General features: G+C 59.5%; 21 protein-coding genes. 19 read left to right on the top strand and 2 right to left on the bottom strand.

Features of this window, described 5'->3' with window-relative positions:
• Positions 1-97 precede the first annotated feature (97 nt).
• The 7 genes from ACIPLA_RS00360 to ACIPLA_RS00330 all read left to right on the top strand — a co-directional run bounded on the left by ACIPLA_RS00360 (position 98) and on the right by ACIPLA_RS00330 (position 7,744).
• Positions 98-1,456 carry a glutamine synthetase family protein gene (locus tag ACIPLA_RS00360; protein ID WP_007900282.1) on the top strand — a complete coding sequence of 453 codons (1,359 nt, stop codon included), beginning with the start codon at positions 98-100 and terminating at the stop codon, positions 1,454-1,456.
• Positions 1,457-1,606: 150 nt separating this feature from the next.
• Positions 1,607-2,695 carry a polyamine ABC transporter substrate-binding protein gene (locus tag ACIPLA_RS00355; protein WP_218394825.1) on the top strand — a complete coding sequence of 363 codons (1,089 nt, stop codon included), beginning with the start codon at positions 1,607-1,609 and terminating at the stop codon, positions 2,693-2,695.
• Positions 2,692-3,993 carry an FAD-binding oxidoreductase gene (locus tag ACIPLA_RS00350; RefSeq protein ID WP_218394824.1) on the top strand — a complete coding sequence of 434 codons (1,302 nt, stop codon included), beginning with the start codon at positions 2,692-2,694 and terminating at the stop codon, positions 3,991-3,993. The genes ACIPLA_RS00355 and ACIPLA_RS00350 overlap by 4 nt, the downstream gene beginning before the upstream one ends.
• A 287-nt stretch (positions 3,994-4,280) precedes the next feature.
• Positions 4,281-4,877, top strand: a complete 597-nt coding sequence (locus ACIPLA_RS00345) for a paraquat-inducible protein A (protein ID WP_123496986.1) — start codon at positions 4,281-4,283, stop codon at positions 4,875-4,877.
• Positions 4,874-5,542 (top strand): paraquat-inducible protein A, encoded by a 669-nt coding sequence (locus tag ACIPLA_RS00340; protein ID WP_401170477.1) that lies wholly within the window; start codon positions 4,874-4,876, stop codon positions 5,540-5,542. Before ACIPLA_RS00345 ends, ACIPLA_RS00340 begins: the two co-directional genes overlap by 4 nt.
• Positions 5,523-7,178 (top strand): intermembrane transport protein PqiB, encoded by a 1,656-nt coding sequence (locus ACIPLA_RS00335; protein ID WP_401170475.1) that lies wholly within the window; start codon positions 5,523-5,525, stop codon positions 7,176-7,178. The genes ACIPLA_RS00340 and ACIPLA_RS00335 overlap by 20 nt, the downstream gene beginning before the upstream one ends.
• Before the next feature lie 17 nt (positions 7,179-7,195).
• Positions 7,196-7,744, top strand: a complete 549-nt coding sequence (locus ACIPLA_RS00330) for a membrane integrity-associated transporter subunit PqiC (protein WP_401170473.1) — start codon at positions 7,196-7,198, stop codon at positions 7,742-7,744.
• Between the two features lie 170 nt (positions 7,745-7,914).
• Here the strand turns inward: ACIPLA_RS00330 and xerC are convergent, their stop codons facing one another.
• Positions 7,915-8,853, bottom strand: a complete 939-nt coding sequence (xerC, locus tag ACIPLA_RS00325; RefSeq protein ID WP_371317105.1) for a tyrosine recombinase XerC — start codon at positions 8,851-8,853, stop codon at positions 7,915-7,917.
• Positions 8,854-9,239: 386 nt separating this feature from the next.
• On the opposite strand from xerC, the gene arnB reads away from it, so the two are divergent.
• The 8 genes from arnB to ACIPLA_RS00285 are packed head-to-tail and all read left to right on the top strand — an operon-like array spanning position 9,240 to position 18,064.
• Entirely contained in the window at positions 9,240-10,388 is a 1,149-nt protein-coding gene (gene arnB / locus ACIPLA_RS00320; RefSeq protein ID WP_218394819.1) for a UDP-4-amino-4-deoxy-L-arabinose aminotransferase, read from the top strand.
• The gene (gene arnC, locus ACIPLA_RS00315) at positions 10,385-11,404 is read left to right on the top strand and encodes an undecaprenyl-phosphate 4-deoxy-4-formamido-L-arabinose transferase (RefSeq protein ID WP_218394818.1); all 1,020 of its coding nucleotides are present in this window, start codon (positions 10,385-10,387) and stop codon (positions 11,402-11,404) included. The genes arnB and arnC overlap by 4 nt, the downstream gene beginning before the upstream one ends.
• Positions 11,401-13,407 (top strand): bifunctional UDP-4-amino-4-deoxy-L-arabinose formyltransferase/UDP-glucuronic acid oxidase ArnA, encoded by a 2,007-nt coding sequence (gene arnA, locus ACIPLA_RS00310; protein ID WP_401170470.1) that lies wholly within the window; start codon positions 11,401-11,403, stop codon positions 13,405-13,407. The genes arnC and arnA overlap by 4 nt, the downstream gene beginning before the upstream one ends.
• A complete protein-coding gene (gene arnD, locus ACIPLA_RS00305) occupies positions 13,407-14,291 on the top strand; it encodes a 4-deoxy-4-formamido-L-arabinose-phosphoundecaprenol deformylase (RefSeq protein ID WP_192343201.1) in 885 nt (294 codons plus the stop codon). The genes arnA and arnD overlap by 1 nt, the downstream gene beginning before the upstream one ends.
• Positions 14,288-15,937: a lipid IV(A) 4-amino-4-deoxy-L-arabinosyltransferase gene (gene arnT, locus ACIPLA_RS00300; RefSeq protein WP_192342996.1), complete on the top strand. Its 1,650-nt coding sequence runs from the start codon at positions 14,288-14,290 to the stop codon at positions 15,935-15,937. Before arnD ends, arnT begins: the two co-directional genes overlap by 4 nt.
• Positions 15,934-16,278, top strand: coding sequence for a 4-amino-4-deoxy-L-arabinose-phosphoundecaprenol flippase subunit ArnE (gene arnE / locus ACIPLA_RS00295; protein ID WP_008072369.1), 345 nt, complete (start codon positions 15,934-15,936; stop codon positions 16,276-16,278). Before arnT ends, arnE begins: the two co-directional genes overlap by 4 nt.
• Positions 16,275-16,688 carry a 4-amino-4-deoxy-L-arabinose-phosphoundecaprenol flippase subunit ArnF gene (gene arnF, locus ACIPLA_RS00290; protein WP_192342995.1) on the top strand — a complete coding sequence of 138 codons (414 nt, stop codon included), beginning with the start codon at positions 16,275-16,277 and terminating at the stop codon, positions 16,686-16,688. Before arnE ends, arnF begins: the two co-directional genes overlap by 4 nt.
• On the top strand, positions 16,685-18,064 hold the full coding sequence (locus tag ACIPLA_RS00285; protein ID WP_401170465.1) for a UDP-glucose dehydrogenase family protein: 1,380 nt from the start codon (positions 16,685-16,687) through the stop codon (positions 18,062-18,064). Before arnF ends, ACIPLA_RS00285 begins: the two co-directional genes overlap by 4 nt.
• A gap of 373 nt (positions 18,065-18,437) precedes the next feature.
• Here ACIPLA_RS00285 and ACIPLA_RS00280 read toward each other — a convergent pair whose 3' ends face one another.
• Positions 18,438-19,403 (bottom strand): LysR family transcriptional regulator, encoded by a 966-nt coding sequence (locus tag ACIPLA_RS00280; RefSeq protein WP_192342993.1) that lies wholly within the window; start codon positions 19,401-19,403, stop codon positions 18,438-18,440.
• 364 nt (positions 19,404-19,767) lie between these two features.
• On the opposite strand from ACIPLA_RS00280, the gene argH reads away from it, so the two are divergent.
• The 4 genes from argH to ACIPLA_RS00260 all read left to right on the top strand — a co-directional run bounded on the left by argH (position 19,768) and on the right by ACIPLA_RS00260 (position 23,878).
• Positions 19,768-21,195 (top strand): argininosuccinate lyase, encoded by a 1,428-nt coding sequence (argH, locus tag ACIPLA_RS00275; RefSeq protein WP_063343604.1) that lies wholly within the window; start codon positions 19,768-19,770, stop codon positions 21,193-21,195.
• A gap of 151 nt (positions 21,196-21,346) precedes the next feature.
• Positions 21,347-22,225 carry an amino acid ABC transporter permease gene (locus tag ACIPLA_RS00270; RefSeq protein ID WP_401170462.1) on the top strand — a complete coding sequence of 293 codons (879 nt, stop codon included), beginning with the start codon at positions 21,347-21,349 and terminating at the stop codon, positions 22,223-22,225.
• Positions 22,226-22,235: 10 nt separating this feature from the next.
• Positions 22,236-23,000, top strand: a complete 765-nt coding sequence (locus ACIPLA_RS00265; protein WP_401170459.1) for an amino acid ABC transporter ATP-binding protein — start codon at positions 22,236-22,238, stop codon at positions 22,998-23,000.
• A gap of 53 nt (positions 23,001-23,053) precedes the next feature.
• Positions 23,054-23,878, top strand: coding sequence for an ABC transporter substrate-binding protein (locus tag ACIPLA_RS00260; RefSeq protein ID WP_007900204.1), 825 nt, complete (start codon positions 23,054-23,056; stop codon positions 23,876-23,878).
• The last annotated feature ends 55 nt before the right edge of the window (positions 23,879-23,933 follow it).

Raw genomic sequence — 23,933 nt, 5'->3', positions numbered from 1 at the left:
CTCACCCAAGATAGTCGTCAACGCGCCACAGGGGAAGTGTTCGGTGGATGAAGCCGCGTCCCTCCCCGGCGTTAATCAAACCAATAATGAGGTTTTTATGAATGCCCCTTTCGATCAGCTGTTCACGTGGCTGAAAGATCACAAGATTACCGAGGTCGAGTGTGTGGTCAGCGACTTGACCGGCATCGCTCGCGGCAAGATTGCACCCACCAACAAATTCCTGCATGAGCGAGGCATGCGCCTGCCGGAAAGTGTGCTGTTGCAAACGGTAACCGGGGACTTTGTTGACGACGACATCTACTACGACCTGCTCGACCCGGCCGACATCGACATGGTTTGCAAGCCCGTCGCCGATGCGGTTTACGTCATTCCATGGGCCATCGAACCCACCGCCATCGTGATCCATGACACGTTCGACAAGTTCGGCAATCCCATCGAACTGTCGCCGCGCAACGTGCTGAAGAAAGTGCTGCAGCTCTACACCGACAAAGGCTGGAAGCCGATTGTCGCGCCAGAAATGGAGTTCTACCTGACCCAGCGCTGCGAAGACCCGGACTTGCCGCTCAAAGCGCCACTGGGACGCTCCGGCCGAGCGGAAAGCGGTCGTCAGTCGTTCTCCATCGACGCCGCCAACGAATTCGATCCACTGTTTGAAGACGTTTACGACTGGTGCGAACTCCAGGGCCTGGACCTCGACACGCTGATCCACGAAGACGGTCCGGCGCAGATGGAAATCAATTTCCGTCACGGCGACGCGCTGGACCTGGCGGACCAGATCACCGTGTTCAAACGCACCCTGCGCGAAGCGGCACTCAAGCACAACGTCACCGCGACCTTCATGGCCAAACCCATCGGCGACGAGCCCGGCAGTGCCATGCACCTGCACCAGAGCGTGGTGGACATTGCCACCGGCCAGCCGATTTTCGCCGATGCCGACGGGCAGATGAGCGAACTGTTCCTGCACCACATCGGCGGCTTGCAAAAATACATTCCCAAAGTGCTGCCGATGTTTGCGCCCAACGTCAATTCGTTCCGCCGCTTCCTGCCCGACACCTCGGCGCCGGTCAACGTTGAATGGGGCGAAGAAAACCGCACCGTCGGCCTGCGCGTACCGACCTCCAGCCCCGACGCCATGCGCGTGGAAAACCGCTTGCCGGGTGCCGATGCCAACCCTTATCTGGCGATTGCCGCGAGCCTGTTGTGCGGTTATCTGGGCATGGTCGAAAAGGTCGAGCCGAGTGCTGCCGTGCAGGGCCGTGCCTACGAGCGGCGCAATCTGCGCCTGCCGATCACCATCGAGGACGCACTGACGCGCATGGAAGAGTGCGAAACCATCGAGCGTTATCTGGGGAGCAAATTCGTCCGGGGTTACGTCGCGGTCAAACGGGCCGAACACGAGAACTTCAAGCGCGTGATCAGCTCCTGGGAGCGCGAGTTTCTGTTGCTTAGCGTCTAAAACCTCGTTCCCACATGAGATCACAACCCCCTGTGGGAGCGGGCTTGCTCGCGAAGGCGGCGTGTAAGGCGACTTCAATGTTGAATGTGAAATCGCCTTCGCGAGCAAGCCCGCTCCCACAAAAATCCAATAACTCCAAGAGGTGTCGATATGCGTCTATTGAAATCCGTGGTTCCGACCTCGCTGGCCTTGCTCTTCAGCGTAACTGCACACGCTCAATCAAGTGTGAGCGTCTACAACTGGACCGATTACATCGGTGAGACCACCCTCGCCGACTTCCAGGCAAAAACCGGGACCAAAGTGATCTACGACGTATTCGATTCCAACGAAACCCTGGAGGGCAAACTGCTCGCCGGCCGTACAGGTTATGACGTGGTGGTGCCCTCCAATCACTTCCTCGCACGCCAAGTGAAGGCCGGCGCGTTCCTCAAACTGGATCGCTCGCAGCTGCCCAACTGGAAAAACCTCGACCCGAAACTGCTGGCCTTGCTGGAAAAAAACGATCCGGGCAATGAACATTCGGTGCCGTACCTGTGGGGTACCAACGGTATTGGCTACAACGTCGACAAGGTCAAGCAAGTGCTGGGCATCGATCGCATCGATTCCTGGGCGGTGTTTTTCGAGCCAGAGAACCTGAAGAAGCTCAGTCAGTGCGGCGTGTCGATGATGGATTCGGCCGATGAAGTGTTCCCGGCGGTCCTGAACTACATGGGCATGGACCCACGCAGCGAAAACCCCGAGGACTTTAAAAAGGCCGAAGCCAAACTGCTCACCATCCGGCCTTACATCACCTATTTCCATTCGTCCAAATACGTGTCGGATCTGGCCAATGGCGACATTTGCGTCGCGTTCGGCTATTCGGGCGATGTGTTCCAGGCGGCGAACCGCGCCAAGGAAGCGAAGAACGGCGTAAACATCGCCTACTCGATCCCCAAGGAAGGCAGCAACCTGTGGTTCGACCTGTTGGCGATTCCTGCCGACGCCAGCAACCCGAAAGAGGCCCACTCGTTCGTCAACAACCTGCTGGATCCGCAGGTAATCGCCAAGGTCAGCGCGTCGGTCGGTTACGCCAATCCAAACCCGGCGGCCAAGCAATACATGGACCCGGAGCTGGTCAATAATCCAGAGGTCTATCCTCCTCAGGAAGTGCTCGACAAACTCTACATCTCCACCACCCCGCCCCAGCCGATCATGCGTCTGATGACCCGCTCCTGGAGCAAAGTGAAGTCCAACCAATGAATCAGTACGACAACGAACACGCTCATTCCTATTACGCTGCATCGGCCAAGGGCATGACACCTTACCCCGCGCTGGGCTCGGATCTTGAGGCCGATGTCTGCGTGGTGGGCGGCGGCTTTACCGGGGTCAATACCGCGATCGAACTGGCGCAGCGCGGGCTCTCGGTGATTCTGCTGGAAGGCCGGCGGATCGGTTGGGGCGCCAGTGGGCGTAATGGCGGGCAGTTGATCCGCGGCATCGGTCATGACGTCGAAGGTTTCGCCCGTTATGTCGGCCAGGACGGTGTGCGCTATTTAGAGCGTGCAGGCATCGAATCAGTGGAACTGGTGGGCAATCGCATCCGTGAGCATGGGATCGATTGCGACCTCCGCTGGGGCTTCTGCGAGCTGGCCAACACCCCGGCGCAGTACGAGGCGTTCAAGGCGGAACTGCAAAACCTTGCCGAACTGGGTTACCGCCATGAAACCCGACTTGTCGGCCCCGAGCAGATCCGCCAGCAAGTGGTGGGCTCCGATGTTTATGCCGGCGGCCTGATCGACATGGGTTCGGGTCATTTGCATCCGCTGAATCTGGTGCTTGGCGAAGCGCGCGTTGCCGAATCCCTCGGGGTGCGAATATTCGAACAAAGCCCGGTGCTGGAGTTGATCCATGGCAGCACCGTGCAGGTTCGTTGCGCCGGCGGCACGGTTCGCGCCGGCAGTCTGGTGCTGGGTTGTAATGCGCACCTGGAAGAACTCGAACCACGCCTGAGCGGCAAGGTTTTACCGGCCGGCAGTTACATCATCGCCACCGAGCCTTTGGCACCTGAGGTTGCCGCGCAATTGATCCCGCAGAACCTGGCGCTGTGCGACCAGAAAGTCGGTCTCGATTATTACCGGCTCTCGGCGGATCGACGCTTGTTGTTCGGCGGTGCCTGCCATTATTCCGGGCGCGATCCGGAGGATATCGGCGCTTATATGCGGCCAAAAATGCTCAAGGTCTTCCCACAGTTGGCGGACGTGCGCATCGACTATCAATGGGGCGGCATGATCGGCATCACCGCCAACCGCTTTCCCCAGGCCGGGCGGTTGAGCCAGTACCCGAACGTGTTCTACGCCCAGGGTTACTCCGGTCATGGCCTGAACGTGACCCACTGGTGCGCACGGTTGCTGGCCGAAGCGATTCATGCCGGGCACAGCAAGGGCCTCGATGTGTTCAGCGCCGTCCCGCACATGACCTTCCCCGGTGGAAAAGCCCTGCGTTCACCGCTGCTGGCCCTCGGCATGTTCTGGTATCGCCTGCGCGAATTGCTCGGCTGAAGGGGGTGCCATCGTGGGTACTGGTTTACTCGCGAGGGCGACATGTCAGCCACTTATTGGTTGAATGTCAGGCCGTCTTCGCGAGCAAGCCCGCTCCCACAATTGACCGAGTTCTCTCAGAGGAATGCGTCGAATGTGGGAGCGTGCTTGCTCGCGAAGAACGATGACACGGTCGATCAGACTTTATGTCCCCGTCCTCTTGATCGGTCTTTTAATTTGCTCAATCGCAAGTCACTTCTATATTGAGGGAGTGCTCTGACTTTCCTGCCTCCTGGCGAGTGCGGCCTATGGCTACGACTGACCAACTGATCATCTGCGAGCACTGCGACTGCGTGTATGAAAAAGTCACGCTCGCCAAACATCAGAAAGCCCTGTGTACCTGCTGCGGCGGCGTGCTGCAGCGTTATAACGGACTGTCGGTGGAGCAGCGTCTGGCTTTGGCCTTCACGGCAACGGTGCTGTGGATTTTCGCCAACTTCTATCCCGTCATGAGCATCAGCCTCAAGGGCCTGAAAAACAGTGCGACGCTGTGGGATTCGGTATTGGCGTTGAGCCAGGGGCCGATCACCTTTATTGCGCTGGTGGCGGCGATATCCATCATCATCGCGCCTCTGTTTCAACTGGTGTTGCTGATCTGGGTCCTGAGCTTCGCCCTCGTGCATCGGCGCTCGCCAGGCTTCAAGCTGTGCATGCGCTGGCTGGAAACCCTCAGGCCCTGGAGCATGCTCGAGGTTTGTCTGCTGGGGGCAATGGTGGCGGTGTTCAAACTGGCAGGTATGCTCGATGTAATACCCGGCCTTGGCCTGTTTGCCCTGGCTGTCCTGAGCCTGCTACTGATCCGCATCGCCGGGCGCGATGTCCGGGAATTGTGGGACACCTTATGAACAGGCCACCGCTCGCCAGCGAACTCAACCTGTGCCTGTGCCATAGCTGCGGCCTGGCCTGCGACATCACCGATAACCCTCACGAATGCCCACGCTGCGGCGCGCCCCTGCATGCTCGCAAAGCCAACTCATTGACCCGCACATGGGCCTACTTGCTGACCTCACTGGTGTTCTATGTCCCGGCCAATCTGCTCCCGGTCATGAACACCAGTCTGTTCGGCAACGGCTCCGACAGCACTATCATGAGCGGTGTGCTGGAGTTCTGGGCACACGGTGCGTGGGACATTGCCCTGATTATTTTCGTCGCCAGCATCGCGGTACCAGGCATCAAGTTCGTTGCCCTCTCCCTGCTGCTGATCACCGTGCAACGCGGCAGCCTTTGGGCGCGCAAGGAGCGTTCGAAGCTTTACCGTTTCGTCGAGCTGATCGGCTACTGGTCGATGCTCGATGTGATTGTTGTCGCGCTAGTCGCCGCACTGGTGAAATTCCAGGCGCTGGGCGATATTCAACCGCGCCTGGGTATTCTGTTTTTTGGTCTGGTGGTGGTATTCACCATGCTGTCTGCCATGAGTTTCGATCCGCGGCTGATCTGGGATGAAAAGCGGGATAACGAGCGGCATAACCCACCCAACGAGGAGGTCATGGATGAAGTCGCAAGCCACTGATGGGCCGCAAGACCCCGGCCAGGCCAGTATCAAGACCCGTCGCTTCAGCGTTTCGCTGGTGTGGATTGTGCCGATCGTTGCGGTGCTGGTGGGGATCTCCCTGGTGATACACAGCATGATGCAGGAAGGCCCGACCATCACCGTCACGTTCAAGACCGGTAGCGGTCTTACGGCCAACAAGACCGAGGTCAAATACCGCAACGTAGTCATCGGCCATGTCTCTGAAGTGAAGCTGAGCAACGATCAGAAAAGCGTTAACGCCACGATCAAACTCGACAAACAGGCTGAAAACTTCACCCGCGAAGATTCGCAATTCTGGGTCGTGCGACCGCGCATTGGTGCCGGCGGTGTCTCGGGCATCGATACCCTGCTGTCAGGCGATTACATTGGCGCCGACATCGGCGTGGCCAATGCCCGTTCCAAACACTTCATTGGTCTGGAAAACCCGCCGCCCATTACCTATGGCGAGCCGGGCAAGCGCTTCATGCTGCGCACCCAGGACCTGGGCTCGCTGGACATCGGCTCCCCCGTCTATTACCGCAAGATTCCAGTCGGGCAAGTGGTGGCGTATGCGCTGGATGCCGACGGCAAAGGGGTGAACATCGAAATTTTCGTGCATTCGCCCAATGACGTCTTCGTCACGCAGAACACCCGGTTCTGGAACGCCAGTGGTATCGATGTGAGCGTGGGGGCCAATGGTTTTGCGGTGAATACCGAATCCCTGTCTTCGTTGCTGGTGGGCGGCATCGCGTTTCGCGCGCCGGAATACAGCCCCAATGATCAGCCGGCCAGCGAGAATAAAGCCTTCGACCTGTTCGAAGACCAACAAACCGCCCTCGCGCCCCCCTTTGGCAAGGGGCAGTTCCTGAGTTTGCGCTTCGATCAGGCCTTGCGCGGGCTGAAGATCGACGCGCCGGTGGAGTTCCTCGGCATCGAATTTGGCAGAGTCGTCTCGGTCAATCTGGATTTCGACGCGAAAAAGCGCAGCTTCCCGGTCAATGTCGGCATCGTGATCTACCCGCAACGCCTCGGTCAGGCTCATACCAAAATGCTCGAGGCCTTGAAGCATGACCCTAATGACGAAGCCGCTGGTGTGCGGCTGATGGGCAGCTTCATCGAAAGCGGCCTGCGGGCCCAGGCCCGTAGCGGCAATCTGTTGACCGGCCAGCTCTACATCGCGCTCGACTTCTACCCCGACGCAGAGAAAGTCGTGTTCGATCCAACCGCCCGCCCCGTCACCATCCCCACCATTCCTGGCAGCCTCGAGCAGTTGCAGGAAAAACTGGAAAACATGATCAACAAGATCAACCAGCTACCGATCGACCGCATTGCCGGCAATCTCGACAGCAACCTCGTCGAACTGCGCAAGGGCCTCGTACAGTTCAACGCCAGGACCCTGCCCGGCGTGCAGACCACCTTGGGCGACGTCAGCAAGGCCTTGCAATCGGCCAGTTCGACCTTGGCCGATGATTCGCCGCAACGGGAGCAGTTGACCCAGACCCTGGACGAACTCGGACGCATGTCACGCTCCTTGCGTGAACTCTCGGATTACCTGGGCCGGCATCCGGAATCACTGATTCGCGGTCGTCCCGACAACGCCGCACCGATGGATATGAAGGCGCCACCGCGCAACTGACCACAGGAGCAATACCCATGGCTTTCCCGCTGAAGATCTCGCTGGTCACTGCGCTGTTACTGCTCACCGCTTGCCGCAGCGATCCGATTCAGTTCCATACCCTGACCCCGACCCAACTGAGCGGCGCAAGCGGCGGCGCGGAGATTCAGATCGAAGGCATCACGGTGCCGCCCCAGGTCGATCGGCCGCAGATTGTCATTCGCCAAGGTAACAGTGGCCTGGCGATCCTCGAAACCGAATGGTGGGCGGCGAGTCTGGTGGATGAATTGCGCAGCGCCTTGGTCGATCAACTGGTCACCAGCAATCTGCAACGCAGAGTGTCGTTGCGACTGGACGTGCAGCGCTTTGATTCGATCCCCGGTCAATACGCGCTGATCGACGTCAAATGGCGCCTGCGCAATCTAAGTCCCGGCGATGCTGCGCTGATCACCTGTCGCAGCACGTTGCAGACCCCCGCCGGCCCGAGCATCGATGAGCTGGTGCTCGCCCATCAGAACAATGTGAAACGGTTAGCTGCCGCCATTAGCCAGGCGATCGGCTCGCAAAAAGGATGTCCTTCACCGTAATGCCGGTAAGTTAAGAAATTTGAGCGACGAAAATCCTGTGGGAGCGTGGCTTGCCCGCGAAGAAGGCACCGCAGTTTTTCAGGTACTACGCGTCATCGTTCTTCGCGGGCAAGCCACGCTCCCACAGGTTCTGTGTCTTAACCGGCATTCCTTCGGCGTTCTGATGGCGGTCACAAATCGAAGCGATCAACCGCCCGACGGCGTTCATTATCGTCGCGCACATCGTAATTGGCCGTGGTCTGGATGTTGCTGTGGTGGGCCAGTTTCTGCGCGATCGACAGGTCGTGCTCTTCAATCACGCGGGTGATGAACGACCGCCTAAAATCGTGCGGCATGATTTTCACCCCTACCTGCGCACCGCGTTGCCGGGCAATGTAGTAAATCGCATGCTTGGTGATGCGCTCGCGGGTAATGTGGCTGCCACGGCGGATGCGGTTGAACAGGAACGGATCATCCGTCTCGCCCTCCTTTAACTGCGAACGCCGCAACTCCAGCCACGCATCCAGTTTGGCGAAGGCCCAGGCTGGCGCGTACTTGATCAGCTGTTTGTTGCCCTTGGCGGTGACGCACAGGCTGCGCTCGGTGAAATCCACCTGGGCCAGGTCCAGATTCACCGACTCCGATTTGCGCATCCCCGAACCGTACAGAATCCCGATGATTGCCGCGTCCCGTAGCCCTTGTGGCCGAGGATCGGCGGCGCAGACCTCCATCAAGTCGCGAATCAAGGTGCGCTTGAGGTTGCGCCCCTGGGACAGCCGCGTGCCGGCAATGCCTTTGACCGAACGCATTTTCAGCAGATGCTCCTGACTGATCAGGCTCATGCGCCACGCTTCGTTCATCACCCCGCGCACCGCATTAACGTAGAGCGACGAGGTATTGGGCGCGTAGCCGTCTTCGCGCAAGGTCGCCACCAGTGCAACGACATCCTCGGGCTGCAGTTGATGCCAGGGAATCTCTTCGATGTTCATGTCTTCGAAGTCCAGACGGTCGGCGGCGTCCTGCAATACATAACGCATGGTCAACTGGCTGGATGGTGCCAGACGCGCCAGGTACAGGGTTAACGGGTTGGCTTTGGAAATGCTGGATTCAGTAGCAGGTAAGTCAATCAATGAAACGGCCTTGGAAATGAATAAGTTCAACAAAACAACTAAGCAATGCAACACAAGTCCTATAACGCGGACACATCTGTAAGTCTTTTCCTATAAAAATCGCAATAAACGGCAGAAGTCTGAACAGTGGCTGTATCAGCTTCAGATAAACGATTTGCCTACCGGTTTTTCATGTTCCTTTCACAAAACCGCGCTTAACCTCCATGGATCCGAAATAACACCTTGTAAGCGTCCAACGTGCCGGCCACGACACGAAAAGTCAACCAATGTGATTTGTCACGAGTTCTGGCAACTACTTGATGCAGCTTTCGTTTTTGCGTCTACGCTAATGTTGGATCCGATGTTTTCGCCTGTAAGGCTATTCATTTTTCAGCTGCGAGGTGCCCATGAATCAGGCGTTTCTCCCCTTCTCCCGCCCCAGTATCGGCGATGAAGAAATTGCTGCCGTAGAGCAAGTACTGCGCTCCGGCTGGATCACTACCGGGCCGAAAAACCAGCAACTGGAAGAGCACTTCGCCAACTATGTAGGCTGTCGCCATGCCGTCGCATTGTCCTCGGCCACCGGCGGGATGCACATCACGTTACTGGCCTTGGGAATTGGTCCCGGTGACGAAGTCATCACACCGTCCCAGACCTGGGTATCGACCGCCAACATGATCTGCCTGCTCGGCGCGACGCCGGTTTTCGTCGACGTTGACCGCGACACGTTGATGAGCGACCTGGCGAACATCGACGCGGCAATCACGCCGCGCACCAAGGCGATCATTCCGGTGCATTACGCCGGTGCGGCGTTCGACCTCGATCCGCTCTACGCGCTGGCCGACCAGCACGGGATCGCCGTCATCGAAGACGCGGCCCACGCGGCGGGCACTTTCTATAAAGGTCGTCATGTCGGCGCCCAAGGCACGGCGATCTTCTCGTTCCATGCGATCAAGAACATGACCTGCGCCGAGGGCGCGATGTTCGTCAGTGACGATGAAGCCCTGGCGACTCGAGTGCGCATGCTCAAGTTTCATGGCCTTGGCGTGGATGCCTACGACCGCCTTACCCACGGCCGCAAACCCCAGGCCCAGGTGATCGAACCCGGCTTCAAGTACAACCTGGCCGACATCAACGCGGCCATAGCTCTGGTGCAACTGGAGCGTCTGGACGCAATCAACGCCAAGCGCACGGAGTTGGCCCAAACCTATTTGCAACGCCTGGAAGGCTTACCAGTGCAGCCACTGGCCATTCCGGCGCATGCGCAGCAGCACGCCTGGCACCTGTTCATTCTGCGTATCGACACCGAACGTTGCGGGCTGGACCGTGAGGCGTTCATGAAAGCCCTGCAAGAACAGAACATCGGTACCGGCATTCACTTCATCGCCACACACCTGCACACGTATTACCGCCAGCGTTTCCCCAACATCTACCTGCCCAACACCGAATGGAATTCGGCGCGGCTGTGTTCGATTCCGTTGTTCCCCGACATGACCACCGATGATGTCGATCGTGTCGTCGGCGCCATTGAAACCATTCTGGATACAAGCCTGTGAGACCTTACCCAATCCGTTGCGTGTCAATCGTCATTCCGGTCTACAACGAGCAAGACAGCCTGCCCGAGTTGCTCCGGCGCACCGAAGCGGCGTGCCAGCAACTGCACCAGGATTACGAAATTGTGTTGGTCGATGACGGCAGTCGCGACAACTCGGCGCAAATCCTCGAGGACGCTGCCAATCGCGAGTGCAGCCCGGTGGTGGCGGTCATTCTCAACCGTAACTACGGCCAGCACGCAGCGATCATGGCCGGTTTCGAACAGTGCAAAGGTGATGTGGTCATCACCCTCGACGCCGACCTGCAAAACCCGCCGGAAGAAATCCCGCGGCTGGTGGCTCAGGCAGAACTGGGCTACGACGTGGTTGCCACGGTGCGCAATAACCGTCAGGACTCGGCCTTGCGCCGCTGGCCGTCGAAGCTGATCAACCTCGCCGTGCAGCGTTCCACCGGCGTCGCCATGAGCGACTACGGCTGCATGCTGCGCGCCTATCGCCGGACCATCGTCGACGCCATGCTCGCCTGCCGCGAACGCAGCACCTTCATCCCGATCCTGGCCAACAGCTTCGCCCGCCACACCACGGAAATCCTGGTAACCCACGCCGAGCGCGAACACGGCGAATCCAAATACAGCCCGATGCGCCTGATCAACCTGATGTTCGACCTGATCACCTGCATGACAACCACACCGCTGCGATTACTGAGCATCGTCGGCTTCGGCATGGCCGGCCTCGGCGTGCTGTTCGCCATCGCGTTGATTGTACTGCGCCTGGCTTTCGGTGCCAGTTGGGCCGGCGACGGTACGTTCGTCCTGTTCGCCGTGCTGTTCGTTTTCACCGGTGGGCAATTCATTGGCATGGGCCTGTTGGGCGAGTACCTGGGGCGCATGTACAGCGACGTCCGGGCGCGTCCACGGTTCTTTATCGAAAAGGTTCTGCGCAGCACCCCCTCTGCCCCTGCTCCCGTTGTCACCGTTGATGGTCTCACTTCCACTTCTTCAGATCAGGTTCTCTCATGAGCGCAAAAGCTGTTGTCTTCGCTTATCACGATATTGGCTGTGCCGGCATCGAAACCCTGCTCAATTCAGGTTACGAGATTGCCGCCGTGTTCACCCATCCCGACGATCCGAAGGAAAACGCGTTCTATGGCTCGGTTGCGCAGCTGTGCGCGCGCAAAGGCATCCCGGTGCACGCCCCGGAAGACGCCAACCATCCGCTGTGGATCGAGCGCATCAGCAAGCTCAACCCCGATTACCTGTTCTCGTTCTACTACCGCAATCTGTTGAGTGAGCCACTGCTGGCCACGGCCAGTAAAGGTGCGTTCAACCTGCATGGCTCGTTGCTGCCGCGCTACCGTGGCCGGGCACCGGCCAACTGGGTGCTGGTCAATGGTGAAACGGAAACCGGCGTGACCCTGCACCGCATGGTCAAACGTGCCGACGCCGGCGCGATCATCGCCCAGCAACGGGTGGCGATTGAGCGCACCGACACCGCGCTGACCCTGCACGGTAAATTGCGCCTGGCGGCCACCGATCTGTTGCGCGACACCCTCCCCGCGCTGCTTCAGGGCAAAGTCAGCGAAACGCCTCAGGACGAATCCCAAGCCACGGTGTTTGGCCGTCGCACCCCGGCGGACGGCAAACTGCTCTGGAGCAAACCGGCTGAAGAGCTGTTCAATCTGGTCCGCGCCGTGACCCAGCCTTACCCGGGCGCGTTCTGCGCGGTGGGTGAGCACAAGCTGATTGTCTGGAGCGCCGACGTGGTCAAGGGCAATGAAGGACTGCTACCGGGCCGGGTCATCAGCGTCGACCCATTGCGTATCGCCTGCGGCGAAGACTCGCTGGTGATAAACGCCGGCCAGCGTAACGACAACGGCCTGTACCTGAGCGGCCCGCAACTGGCCAACGAACTGGGGCTGGTCGATGGCTCTGTGCTGCGTGGCGCCGAATCGGGCCGTGTACCGCGTCGCACCCGGGTCCTGATCCTCGGCGTCAACGGTTTCATCGGCAATCACCTGTCCGAACGTCTGCTGCGTGACGACCGCTATGAAGTGTACGGCCTGGACATCGGCTCGGACGCCATCGAGCGGCTGCGCAGCCATCCGAACTTCCACTTCGTCGAAGGCGACATCAGCATCCATTCGGAGTGGATCGAGTACCACATCAAGAAGTGCGACGTGGTTCTGCCACTGGTGGCGATTGCCACGCCGATCGAATACACCCGCAATCCGCTGCGCGTGTTCGAACTGGACTTCGAAGAGAACCTGAAACTGGTTCGCTACTGCGTCAAGTACAACAAGCGCGTGATCTTCCCGTCGACCTCCGAAGTCTATGGCATGTGCCAGGATGGCAACTTCGACGAAGACAGCTCCAACCTCGTGGTCGGCCCGATCAACAAGCAACGCTGGATCTATTCGATCTCCAAGCAGTTGCTCGACCGGGTGATCTGGGCTTACGGCCAGAAAGGCCTGAATTTCACCCTGTTCCGCCCTTTCAACTGGATGGGCCCGCGCCTGGACCGTCTGGATTCGGCACGCATTGGCAGTTCCCGGGCCATCACCCAACTGATCCTGAACCTGGTGGAAGGCACACCGATTCGCCTGTTCGATGGCGGTGAGCAAAAACGCTGCTTCACCGACATCGCCGATGGCGTCGAAGCCCTGGCGCGGATCATCGACAATGAGAACGACGTCTGCAACGGCCAGATCATCAACATCGGTAACCCGGATAACGAGGCCAGCATTCGTCAGTTGGGCGAAGAACTGCTGCGTCAGTTCGAGGCGCACCCGCTGCGCGCCAACTTCCCGCCATTCGCCGGATTCCGCGATATCGAAAGCAAAGCCTTCTATGGCACTGGCTATCAGGACGTGTCTCATCGCAAACCGAGCATCGCCAACGCCAAACGTCTGCTTGACTGGAGACCAACAGTCGAGATGAGCGAAACCATCGGCAACACGCTGGACTTCTTCCTGCGTGAAGCCATGCTCGAAGTCGCGCAGCGATCTACAGAAGAATCATGCTGATGCAGGCAGGCCTACGAATCGATGTCGACACTTACCGAGGCACCCGTGAGGGGGTGCCGCATCTGCTGGACATGCTCGATGAGGCTCAGGTCAAGGCGACGTTTTTCTTCAGTGTCGGGCCGGACAACATGGGCCGCCATCTGTGGCGCCTGATCCGTCCGCAGTTCCTCTGGAAGATGCTGCGTTCAAACGCCGCCGGCCTGTATGGCTGGGACATTTTGCTGGCCGGCACCGCGTGGCCGGGCAAACCGATCGGCCGCGACCTCGGGCACCTGATGCGTCAGACCCTGGCGGCCGGGCATGAAGTCGGCCTGCACGCCTGGGATCACCACGGCTGGCAGGCCAATGCCGGGCGCTGGAGCGAGGCGCAGTTGATCGAGCAGATTCGCCGTGGCGTCGACAGCCTCAGCGATATTCTCGGGCAAAAGGTCGAGTGCTCGGCGTCTGCCGGTTGGCGGGCGGACGAGCGTGTGATCGAGGCCAAGCAGGGTTTCGGCTTTCGCTACAACAGCGATTGTCGGGGCCAGCGCCTCTTCCGGCCGACGCTGGCCGATGGCAGTCCGGGGACACCGCAGATTCCGGTGGACCTGCCGACCTTCGATGAGGTGGTCGGCCCGAACGTCGCCGCCAAGGACTTCAACGCGTTCATTCTTGAGCGGTTCACCCCGCAAGCACTCAACGTCTACACGATCCATGCCGAAGTAGAAGGGATTCTAATGGCCAACGATTTCCGTCAACTGCTGGCCGATGCGCGCCGGCAGGACATTCATTTCCAACCCCTGGGCGACCTGCTGCCCGAGGCACCCGCCACTTTGCCCATGGGTCATGTCGCGCGCGGAACCCTCGAGGGCCGTGAAGGCTGGCTCGGGGTACAAGGCGTATGAGCAAACGCTGGGCACTGCCGTTTTTGCTGGTCGTTCTGGCGCTGGCGTACTTGCTGCCGTTGGGCACCCACGGTTTATGGATTCCCGACGAAACCCGTTACGCCCAGATCAGCCAGGACATGCTCCTGAGCGGTAACTGGGTGTCGCCGCACTTCATGAGCCTGCGTTACTTCGAAAAGCCAGTGGCCGGTTATTGGATGATCGCCATTGGCCAAGCGCTGTTTGGCGACAACCTGTTTGGTGTGCGTATCGCCTCAGTGTTGAGCACCGGGCTGAGCGTGTTGCTGTGTTATCTGATCGCCCGCCGGCTGTGGAACGAACCGCGCAAAAGCTTCGCCTGCGCGCTGCTGTACATGAGTTTTACCATCGTCGCCGGGCAAGCCGGCTACGCCAACCTCGATCCGCAATTCACCTTCTGGGTCAATCTGAGTCTGGTGGCTTTGTGGTTTGCGCTGGACAGCGTCAGCCGTGGCCGGCGTCTGCTCGGTTGGGCGGTTCTGGGGCTGGCCTGCGGCATGGGCTTCATGACCAAGGGGTTTCTCGCCTGGCTGCTGCCGGTGCTGATCGCCCTGCCCTGGATGCTCTGGCAAAAACGCTGGCGGGAGCTGCTGACTTACGGCCCGGTGGCGATTGCCGTGGCCATCGCGGTGAGCCTGCCGTGGGCCTTGGCGGTGCACGCGCAGGAACCCGATTACTGGCGGTTCTTCTTCTGGCACGAACACATTCGCCGTTTCGCCGGGGATGACGCCCAGCATGACGCACCGTGGTGGTTCTATTTGCCGCTGCTGGTGGCGTTCAGTCTGCCGTGGGCGGCGTTGCTGCCGTCGGCACTGAAACAGGCGTGGCAGACCCGGCATCAGGCGGGCATTGCTTTCCTGTTGCTGTGGCTGCTGATGCCGTTGACGTTTTTCAGCCTGAGCAACGGCAAATTGCCGACCTACATCTTGCCCTGCCTGCTGCCCCTGGCGCTGTTGCTGGGCCATGCACTGGCAGACCGTCTGAAGCTGGAAAAGGGTCGGGTACTGGGGATCAATGGCCTGCTGAACCTGACGCTGGGCCTGATCATCCTGATTGCGCTGATCTATCTGCAACTAAAAAAACCGCTGTACAACCATGAACTGCACAACCTCGTTCTGGTGTTCATCGGCTTGACCGGCTGGATCATGGCCAACCTGCTGCAAGCGTTCCGCCCGTTGCAATGCTGGGCGGCACCGGCCTTTGGCAGTTTGCTGCTGATCGGTGTGCTGCCGGCCGGACTGCCCGACTCGGTGGTGGCGAACAAGATGCCTGACCAGTTCATCCTCGAGCACGCCGAGGAACTGGCGCAGACCGGCAAGTTACTGAGCAATGACCTGGGCGCCGCTGCAGCCCTGGCCTGGCGCCTGAAACGCCCCGACGTGGCGTTATACAACACGATAGGCGAATTGAAATATGGCCTCGCCTATCCTGATTCAGTGAAGCAGCGAGTCGACCTGGACAAGGTGCAACAGTGGATGCGCGAAGCCCGCCAGAGTGGTTCGGTCGGCGTGGTGATGCGGGTCAAGGGCGATGGCGAGCTGCAAGAAATCGAACGACTGCCCAAGGATGGCAAACGTTATGAACAAGGCAACCTGGTGATTCTGATCTTTCCTCAGGGGGCGCCATGAGCCTGCTGCTCGTATTGGCTGCCTGCCTGCTGACCTGCCTGGGCCAAATCGCCCAGAAATACGCCGTGGAAAGTTGGCGCGGCAAGACGTCGGGCTGGGGCGAGAAACTGCGCTCGCCGTGGCTGTGGCTGGCGCTCGCCTCTCTGGGCTTGGGCTTGCTGGTCTGGCTGCTGGTGTTGCAGCGCCTCGAAGTCGGCGTCGCCTATCCCATGCTCAGCCTGAATTTTGTGTTGATCACCCTGGTCGCCCGCTTCGTCTTTCATGAAACCATCGACCGCCGTCACTGGCTGGGCGTGGCGCTGGTAATCGCTGGCGTGGCGCTGCTGGGGCAACACGCATGAGCCTGCGTCGCGGACTCGCCTTCGCCTTGGGCAGCGTGCTGCTGGGCAGCGCCGCGCAGTTGGGTATGCGCTGGAGCATGACCCGCCTGCCCCATCCCGAACAATTGATATCCGCCTTGAGCAATGGCAGCGTCGATGTGTCCGCCGTAGTCGTCGTGCTGGCCGCCATTCTCGCCTATGCCGTGTCGATGCTTACCTGGCTCGCCGCCCTGCGGGACTTGCCCCTGGGTAGGGCTTATTCGCTGCTGAGCATCAGCTACGCGCTGGTGTATGTGCTGGCCGCCAGCCTGCCGTTGTTCAACGAAACCTTCAGTCTTTCGAAAACCCTCGGGGTGGCGCTGGTCATTCTCGGTGTCATCACCATCAACTCTCGACCTGCTCACGTGCCCACTATCAGGAGAGCTCTATGAAAATCAGTGTATTTGGTAGCGGTTATGTTGGCCTGGTGCAAGCTGCCGTCCTGGCTGAAGTCGGCCACGACGTGGTGTGCATGGACATTGACGAGAAGAAAGTCGCGTTGCTACAACAAGGCCACGTCAGCATCTTCGAACCGGGGCTGGCCAGCCTGGTGCGTGAGAGCCTGGAAGCCAAACGACTGCAGTTCACCACCGACGAAAAACTCGCGGTGCAGCATGGCCAGGTGCTGTTCATCGCCGTCGGCACGCCGTCCCGGGAGGATGGTTCGGCGGACCTGCGCTACGTGCTGTCGGTGGGTGAAGCAGTGGCGCGTCACCGTGAACAACCGGTGATTCTGGTGGAGAAATCCACGGTGCCGGTGGGCACGGGCGATACGCTGCGCGCGCATATCGAAAAGTGCCTGCTCAAGGTCGGTCGACTGCTGCAGTTCGATATCGTCTCCAACCCCGAATTTCTCAAGGAAGGTTCGGCCGTGGCTGATTGCCGGCGCCCGGACCGCATCATCATCGGCTGTGAGCGCGACGACGTGCGCGATGTGATGCGCGATCTCTACGCCCCGTTCAATCGCAACCATGACCGCATCATGTTCATGGACCTGCGCAGCGCCGAGCTGACCAAATACGCCGCCAACTGCATGCTGGCAACCAAGATCAGTTTCATCAACCAGATCGCCGAGCTGGCCGAACACCTGGGCGCCGACATCGAATCGGTGCGGCTGGGCATCGGCGCCGATTCACGCATCGGTTATCACTTCATCTATCCCGGCTGCGGTTACGGTGGCTCGTGTTTCCCCAAGGACATGCGCGCGCTGATTCACAGTGCCGAAGAAGCCCATTGCAACAGCGACCTGCTGCAAGCGGTGGAAGCCATCAACGAGCGGCAGAAACACAAACTGTTCGAACGCATCAACGCCTTCTACAAGGGCGATTTGCGCGACAAGACCTTCGCTGTGTGGGGCCTGGCCTTCAAGCCCAACACCGACGACATGCGCGATGCGCCGAGCCGGGTGCTGCTCGAATCGCTGTGGGCCGCCGGGGCCAATGTACGAGCGTTCGACCCGGAAGCCATGCAGGAAACCCAACATCTTTACCCGGACGAATCTAAGCTGATGCTCATGGGCACACCAGAATCGGTTCTTACCGGGGCCGACGCACTGATCATCTGCACCGAATGGCAGCAATTCAAGGCGCCGGACTTCGATCTGATCCAGCAACGGCTTAACGCTCCGGTGATCTTCGACGGGCGCAACCTGTACGACGCCGAACGCCTGGCCCGCAGTGGCTTCCTGTACTTCCCGATGGGCCGTGGCGAATCACGCAACCTGCCGATTCCCCATCAGCAATGGCCAGCGGCCTCGGTCGTGGCGTGACGCGCCCATCTTCCAGCCCCCCTTTGTGAGCTGCCGAAGGCTGCGATCTTTTGGCGGCTTTGAAATTGCTGAAGATCAAGATCAAAGGATCGCAGTCTGCGGCAGCTCCTACATGAACTCGGTGTACGCAGTCTTGTCCTGGGCGCTGGCCGCAAGTTGCTGTTAACGGCACTGGTAGACGAGAACTCCACGGTCTGACTTTGACTACGTTTCGCGACTTGCCCTGGAATGAATCGTTTTATCGGCAACTCGGTTTTGAAACTTTGAGCCTGGCTGAAATCGGCCCGCGTTTAACGGCGGTGTTGAACAATGAAAGCAACCACGGTTTTCCGGGGGAGCGACGCTGTGCGATGCGCTTGACGCGGCGTTAGCGTCAAACCGACGCCTTCAAATCCACCCCCAACGCTTGGGCAAACGCCTTTACCAGCGGACTGCGCACAGTGTTGTGACGCAGGATCAAATTGAACGGCGTGACGATGTTGATCAGGTCCGGCCGCACCGCCCGAAACTGTCCCTGAGCCACCAGGGTTGCCGCGTAATGCTCGGGCAGAAAACCCACGAAACGGCCGGTCTTGACCAGCAGCGCCACGGCTTCCACTTGAGTTGCCGACGCAGAAAAGCTGTCGTAGCGGGCAAAATTCAGTTTGTCTCGATGGATCGCGTAACGGTGGTTGATGCACTCGTAATCCTGCAGCACATTGCTGCCCATCTCCGCCTCCAGCACTGAGAACAGCGGATGGCCGACGGCGCAATACACGTACGAGCGTTCTTCATAAAGCGGGAAGTAATCGAACTCCTCTCTTTTCTGATAAACCGGCACGATCCCGGCCACTAACCGCCCCTCGACGACGCCTCTTTCTACCTCATCTAACTGAGACGCTTGAAGTTGAAACCTTACTTTTGGCGACTCTTCATTTATTTTTCTAAGCGCCGCAACTAACGGTGAATTATCGTCGGTGATCGTATTATCAATAACACCCACCCCAAGATCGCCAATAAGTTCATTCTGCGCCGAACTAAGCCGGTCTCGAAAGTTGTCGACGGAGGCAAACAAATCGATTGATGCCTGGTACACCAGGCGCCCTTCTTCGGTCAGGTGAAACCCTTCCCGCCCTCGGGTGCACAGGCGCATGCCGATGCGAATCTCGAGGTCGGATATCTGTTTGCTGATGGCCGCCAGGCCCACATTCAGCTCATTCTGCGCCGCACTGAAGCCACCCGCCTCGACCACAGCCTTGAATACTTTGAGCAGTTTGAAGTCCAGACCGCTGAGGGCCAGCGGTGCCCGATGTAGCGTTTTTGGCGGCGGGTTTCCGGAATTGGAAAGTGGGGTTTCCATAATGCTTATTTACCTCTGGCGCCCTATTCAACAATCTGTGCCCAACAACAAAAACAGTGCTGGCTAATAATAATGAACACAGAAAACAAGGCTTGGCAACCGTTAATAAATCCCGTCGATCAGTGCCAACTCACTGATTTCGAACTATTAAAAGCTGACACTTCGATCAGCTCTCGCCATTTAGCAACTGCGCTTTTCCCCTGCCCTTGAATTTGATTGAGCCGAACCACACCCGAATGATTTTCGGCGGGTGTTCCAGGCTCTGCACACTGATGATCTGTAGGAGCGAGGCTTGCCCGCGAAGCTCTTCGGCCTCACACCAGATTAATTTTTAACTTCCGAGCAACGACGAGGAAAAACAACAATGTCTCAAACCACCGACCGTCTCTGGGGTGCCCGCTTCAAGAGCGGCCCGTCCGAAGCCCTGGCGGCCCTGTCCCGTTGCCCCGAGCGCTACTTTCGCCTCACCCCGTACGACCTCGCCGGCTCCAAGGCGCATGCCCGGGAATTGCAGCGCGCAGGGCTTCTGAGCGAGCAGGAAACCCAGACCATGCTCGACGCCCTGGAGCGTATCGGTGATGACTTCCGTGCCGGCAGCATCGCGCCGACGCTGGACGATGAAGACGTCCACACCTTCATTGAGCGCCTGCTGACCGAACGCCTCGGCGCGCTGGGCGGCAAACTGCGCGCTGGCCGCTCGCGCAACGACCAGACCGCCAATGACCTGCGCCTGTTCCTGCGTGATCACGTACGCACCCTGGCCGTCGAAGTGCTGGCCTTGCAACAAGCGCTGGTGGATCAGGCCGAGCAACACATCGAGAGCATCTGCCCTGGGTTCACCCACTTGCAACAGGCCCAGCCAATCGTCTTCGCTCATCACTTGCTGGCTCATGCCCAATCGATGCTGCGTGACGTGCAGCGCCTGGTGGATTGGGATGTGCGCACCTCGCTGTCGCCACTCGGCGCGGCGGCCATGGCCGGTTCCGCCATTGCTCGCCTGCCGCAGCAGTCGGCCAAGGAAATGGGCTACAGCGGCGTGTGCGAAAACTCCATCGACGCCGTTGCCAGCCGCGATCACGTTGCCGAGTTCCTGTTTATCGCTAGCATGCTGGGGATCAACATTTCCCGCCTCGCCGAAGAGTTCTGCCTGTGGTCGTCGCGGCAATTTCGCTGGGTCGCGCTGGACGATGCCTACGCCACCGGCAGTTCGATCATGCCGCAGAAGAAAAACCCGGACATCGCCGAACTGGCCCGGGGCAAGGCTGGCCGCCTGATCGGTAACCTGACCGGTTTGCTGTCGACCCTCAAATCCCTGCCGCTGTCGTACAACCGCGACTTGAGTGAGGACAAGAACGGCGTGCTCGACAGCGTCGACACCCTGCTGCTGGTGCTGCCGGCCATGGCCGGAATGGTCGCGACGATGAAGGTCAACGTCGAAGAACTGCGTCGTCAGGCCCCGCTGGGTTTCACCCTCGCTACCGAAGTGGCCGACTGGCTGGCAGTGCGCGGCGTGCCGTTCAAGGAAGCTCACGAAATCACCGGTGCATTGGTCCAGGCCTGTGAGAAACATGAGATCGAATTGTGGGAAGCATCCCCGGCGCTGCTGGCCGAGATCGATTCGCGCCTCAAACCTGAAGTGCGCGACAGCCTGACGCTGGAAGCCGCCATCGCCGCCCGCAGCGGCTGGGGCGGCACCGCGCCGCAACAGGTGCGCGAGCAGATCGGCCGTTTGAAAACCGCCCTCGCCGCCCAGCAGCAATGGACCGAGAACTATCAGGGTTTCCGGCTCTGAAGCAGGACACAAAACCTGTGGGAGCGGGCTTGCTCGCGAAGGGGCCGTGTCAGTCGCCATTTATGTTGAATGACACACCGCATTCGCGAGCAAGCCCGCTCCCACAGGGGATTGTGGTTGGCCTGAATTACCAAGCGTACGGAGAAACAACATGAGCCAGACTCAGGCAGAACGACTCCAGGCGGAGCGCAAACTGGCGGAAAACCAGTTCGATATCACCCAGTACCAGCATGTGCCACGGCGTTACTACGGGCGGATTTTCTTCGCCACGGTGATCGTGATTGCAATTATCGGTCTGGTACGGGCCTTCGCCGAAGGCAAGATCGAATGGTCGTACATCGGCCAGTTCCTTACCTCACAGGCCATTATGTGGGGCCTGCTCAACACCATCGTCATGGCGGTGCTGGCGATGGCGCTGGGCATCGTGTTCGGGGTGATCACCGCCATCATGCGCATGTCGGCCAACCCGATCCTGCGCTATGTGGCGCTGACCTACACCTGGCTGTTTCGCGGCACGCCGCTGATTTTGCAGCTGCTGCTGTGGTTCAACCTGGCGCTGATTTTCCCCACCATCGGCATCCCCGGCCTGTTCGAAATGGACACCGTGAGCCTGATGACACCGTTCGTGGCCGCCCTCCTCGGTTTGAGCATCAACCAGGGCGCCTACACCGCCGAAGTGGTGCGCGCCGGCCTGCTCTCGGTGGACACCGGGCAGTACGAAGCCGCCAAGTCGATCGGTATGCCACGCCTGCAAGCCCTGCGCCGGATCATCCTGCCCCAGGCCATGCGGATCATCATTCCGCCGGTGGGTAACGTGTTCATCGGCATGGTGAAAATGACCTCCCTGGCGAGTGTCATCCAGTACTCGGACCTGCTCTACACCGCACTTAACATCTACTACGCCAACGCCCGCGTGATGGAGCTGCTGATCGTCGCCGGTATCTGGTACCTGGCCACCGTCACTGTTCTGTCCTTTGGTCAAAGCCGACTGGAGCGTCGTTTCGCTCGCGGCGCCGGCAAGCGTTCTTGAGGAGTTCAACATGAGAAGCATCGTCAAGGCCGTGAGCCTGAACAAGTACTACGACCATTTCCACGCACTCAAGGACATCAACATCGAGGTCGAGCAAGGCGAAGTGCTGTGCATCATCGGCCCGTCCGGCTCCGGCAAGAGCACCCTGCTGCGCTGCGTGAATCAGCTGGAAAAAATCGACAAGGGCGGCCTGTGGGTCGACGGCGAACTGGTGGGTTACCGCATCGTCGGCAACAAGCTGCACGAACTCAACGAGTCGCAGATCGCCCGCCAGCGCCTGGCGACCGGCATGGTGTTCCAGCGCTTCAACCTGTTCCCGCACATGACTGTGCTGCAAAACATCATCGAAGGGCCGTGCCAGGTGCTCAAGCGTTCGCCCAAAGAAGCGCACGAAGAAGCCTTGGAATTGCTCGCTCGCGTCGGCCTGGCCGACAAGCGCAACAGCTACCCGATTGAACTGTCGGGCGGTCAGCAACAACGTGTCGCCATTGCCCGTGCATTGGCCATGCGCCCCAAGCTGATGCTGTTCGATGAACCCACTTCGGCACTCGACCCGGAACTGGTCGGAGAGGTGCTGTCGGTGATGCGCGATCTGGCGCAGACCGGCATGACGGTGATCGTCGTCCCCCATGAACTGGGCTTCGCTCGCGAGGTTTCCAACCGCATGGTGTTCATGGACGAAGGACAGATCGTGGAGGCTGGAAGCCCCGAAGAAATACTAATAAGTCCGCAAAACCCACGCACCCAAAGCTTCATTTCTGCCGTTCGAACCTAAGCGCCAGCCTCGGAAACCAAGAGCTGCGTAACAACACTCATAAGAGAACGACCATGAAGAACATAGTTATCCCAGCAGTACTCGCAGGCGTTATGGCTTCCAGCTTCACCTGGGCTGCCGAGCTACCGGCCAGCATCAAGGACAAGGGCGAGGTCGTTGTGGCAATCATGCCGAACTACCCGCCAATGGATTTCAAGGACCCGGCCACCAACACCCTCACCGGGCTCGACGTTGATCTGGGCAACGCCCTGGCCGAGCGGCTGGGCGTGAAGATCAAATGGCAGGAAACCGGCTTCGAACAAATGATCAACGCGCTGACCACCGACCGCGTCGACATGGTGATGTCGGGCATGACCGACACCGCTGAGCGTCAGGCCAGCGTAACCTTCGTCGACTACTTCACCAGCGGTCCGCAGTTCTACACCTTGCAGAAAAACAAGGACACCAACGAGATCATCGACCTGTGCGGCAAGAAAGTCGGCACCAGCCGCCGCACCACCTTCCCGGCGGAAATCGCCGAGTGGAGCAAGGCCAATTGCGAAGCCGCCGGCAAACCTGCGATCAACGTGATCGGCACCGAAGGCTCGGCCGATGCCCGCGCGCAACTGCGTCAAAGCCGTATCGACGCGGCCATGCAAGGCAGCGAAACCCTGCCGTACCTCAAGACCCAGGAAAAGGACATGTACAAAACCGTGGGCCTGCCAATTTCCAAGCAGTTCACCGGGCTGGGTGTGAGCAAGAAAAAGCCTGAGCTGAGTGAAGCGGTGAAAGTGGCGATGCAGAGCATGGTCGATGACGGCAGCTACCAGGCCATCCTGAAAAAATGGGACCTGGAACTGGGCGCGATCAAGACCGTGACCATTAACGCCGGCAAGTAATGCTTGCCCCGTAGGAGCGAGGCTTGCCCGCGAAGGCGGTCTGTCAGGTGACAAA

The organism is Pseudomonas sp. NPDC086112, assembly GCF_044746425.1.
Classification (GTDB): domain Bacteria; phylum Pseudomonadota; class Gammaproteobacteria; order Pseudomonadales; family Pseudomonadaceae; genus Aquipseudomonas.
This window is presented reverse-complemented; position numbering and strand designations above follow the sequence as displayed.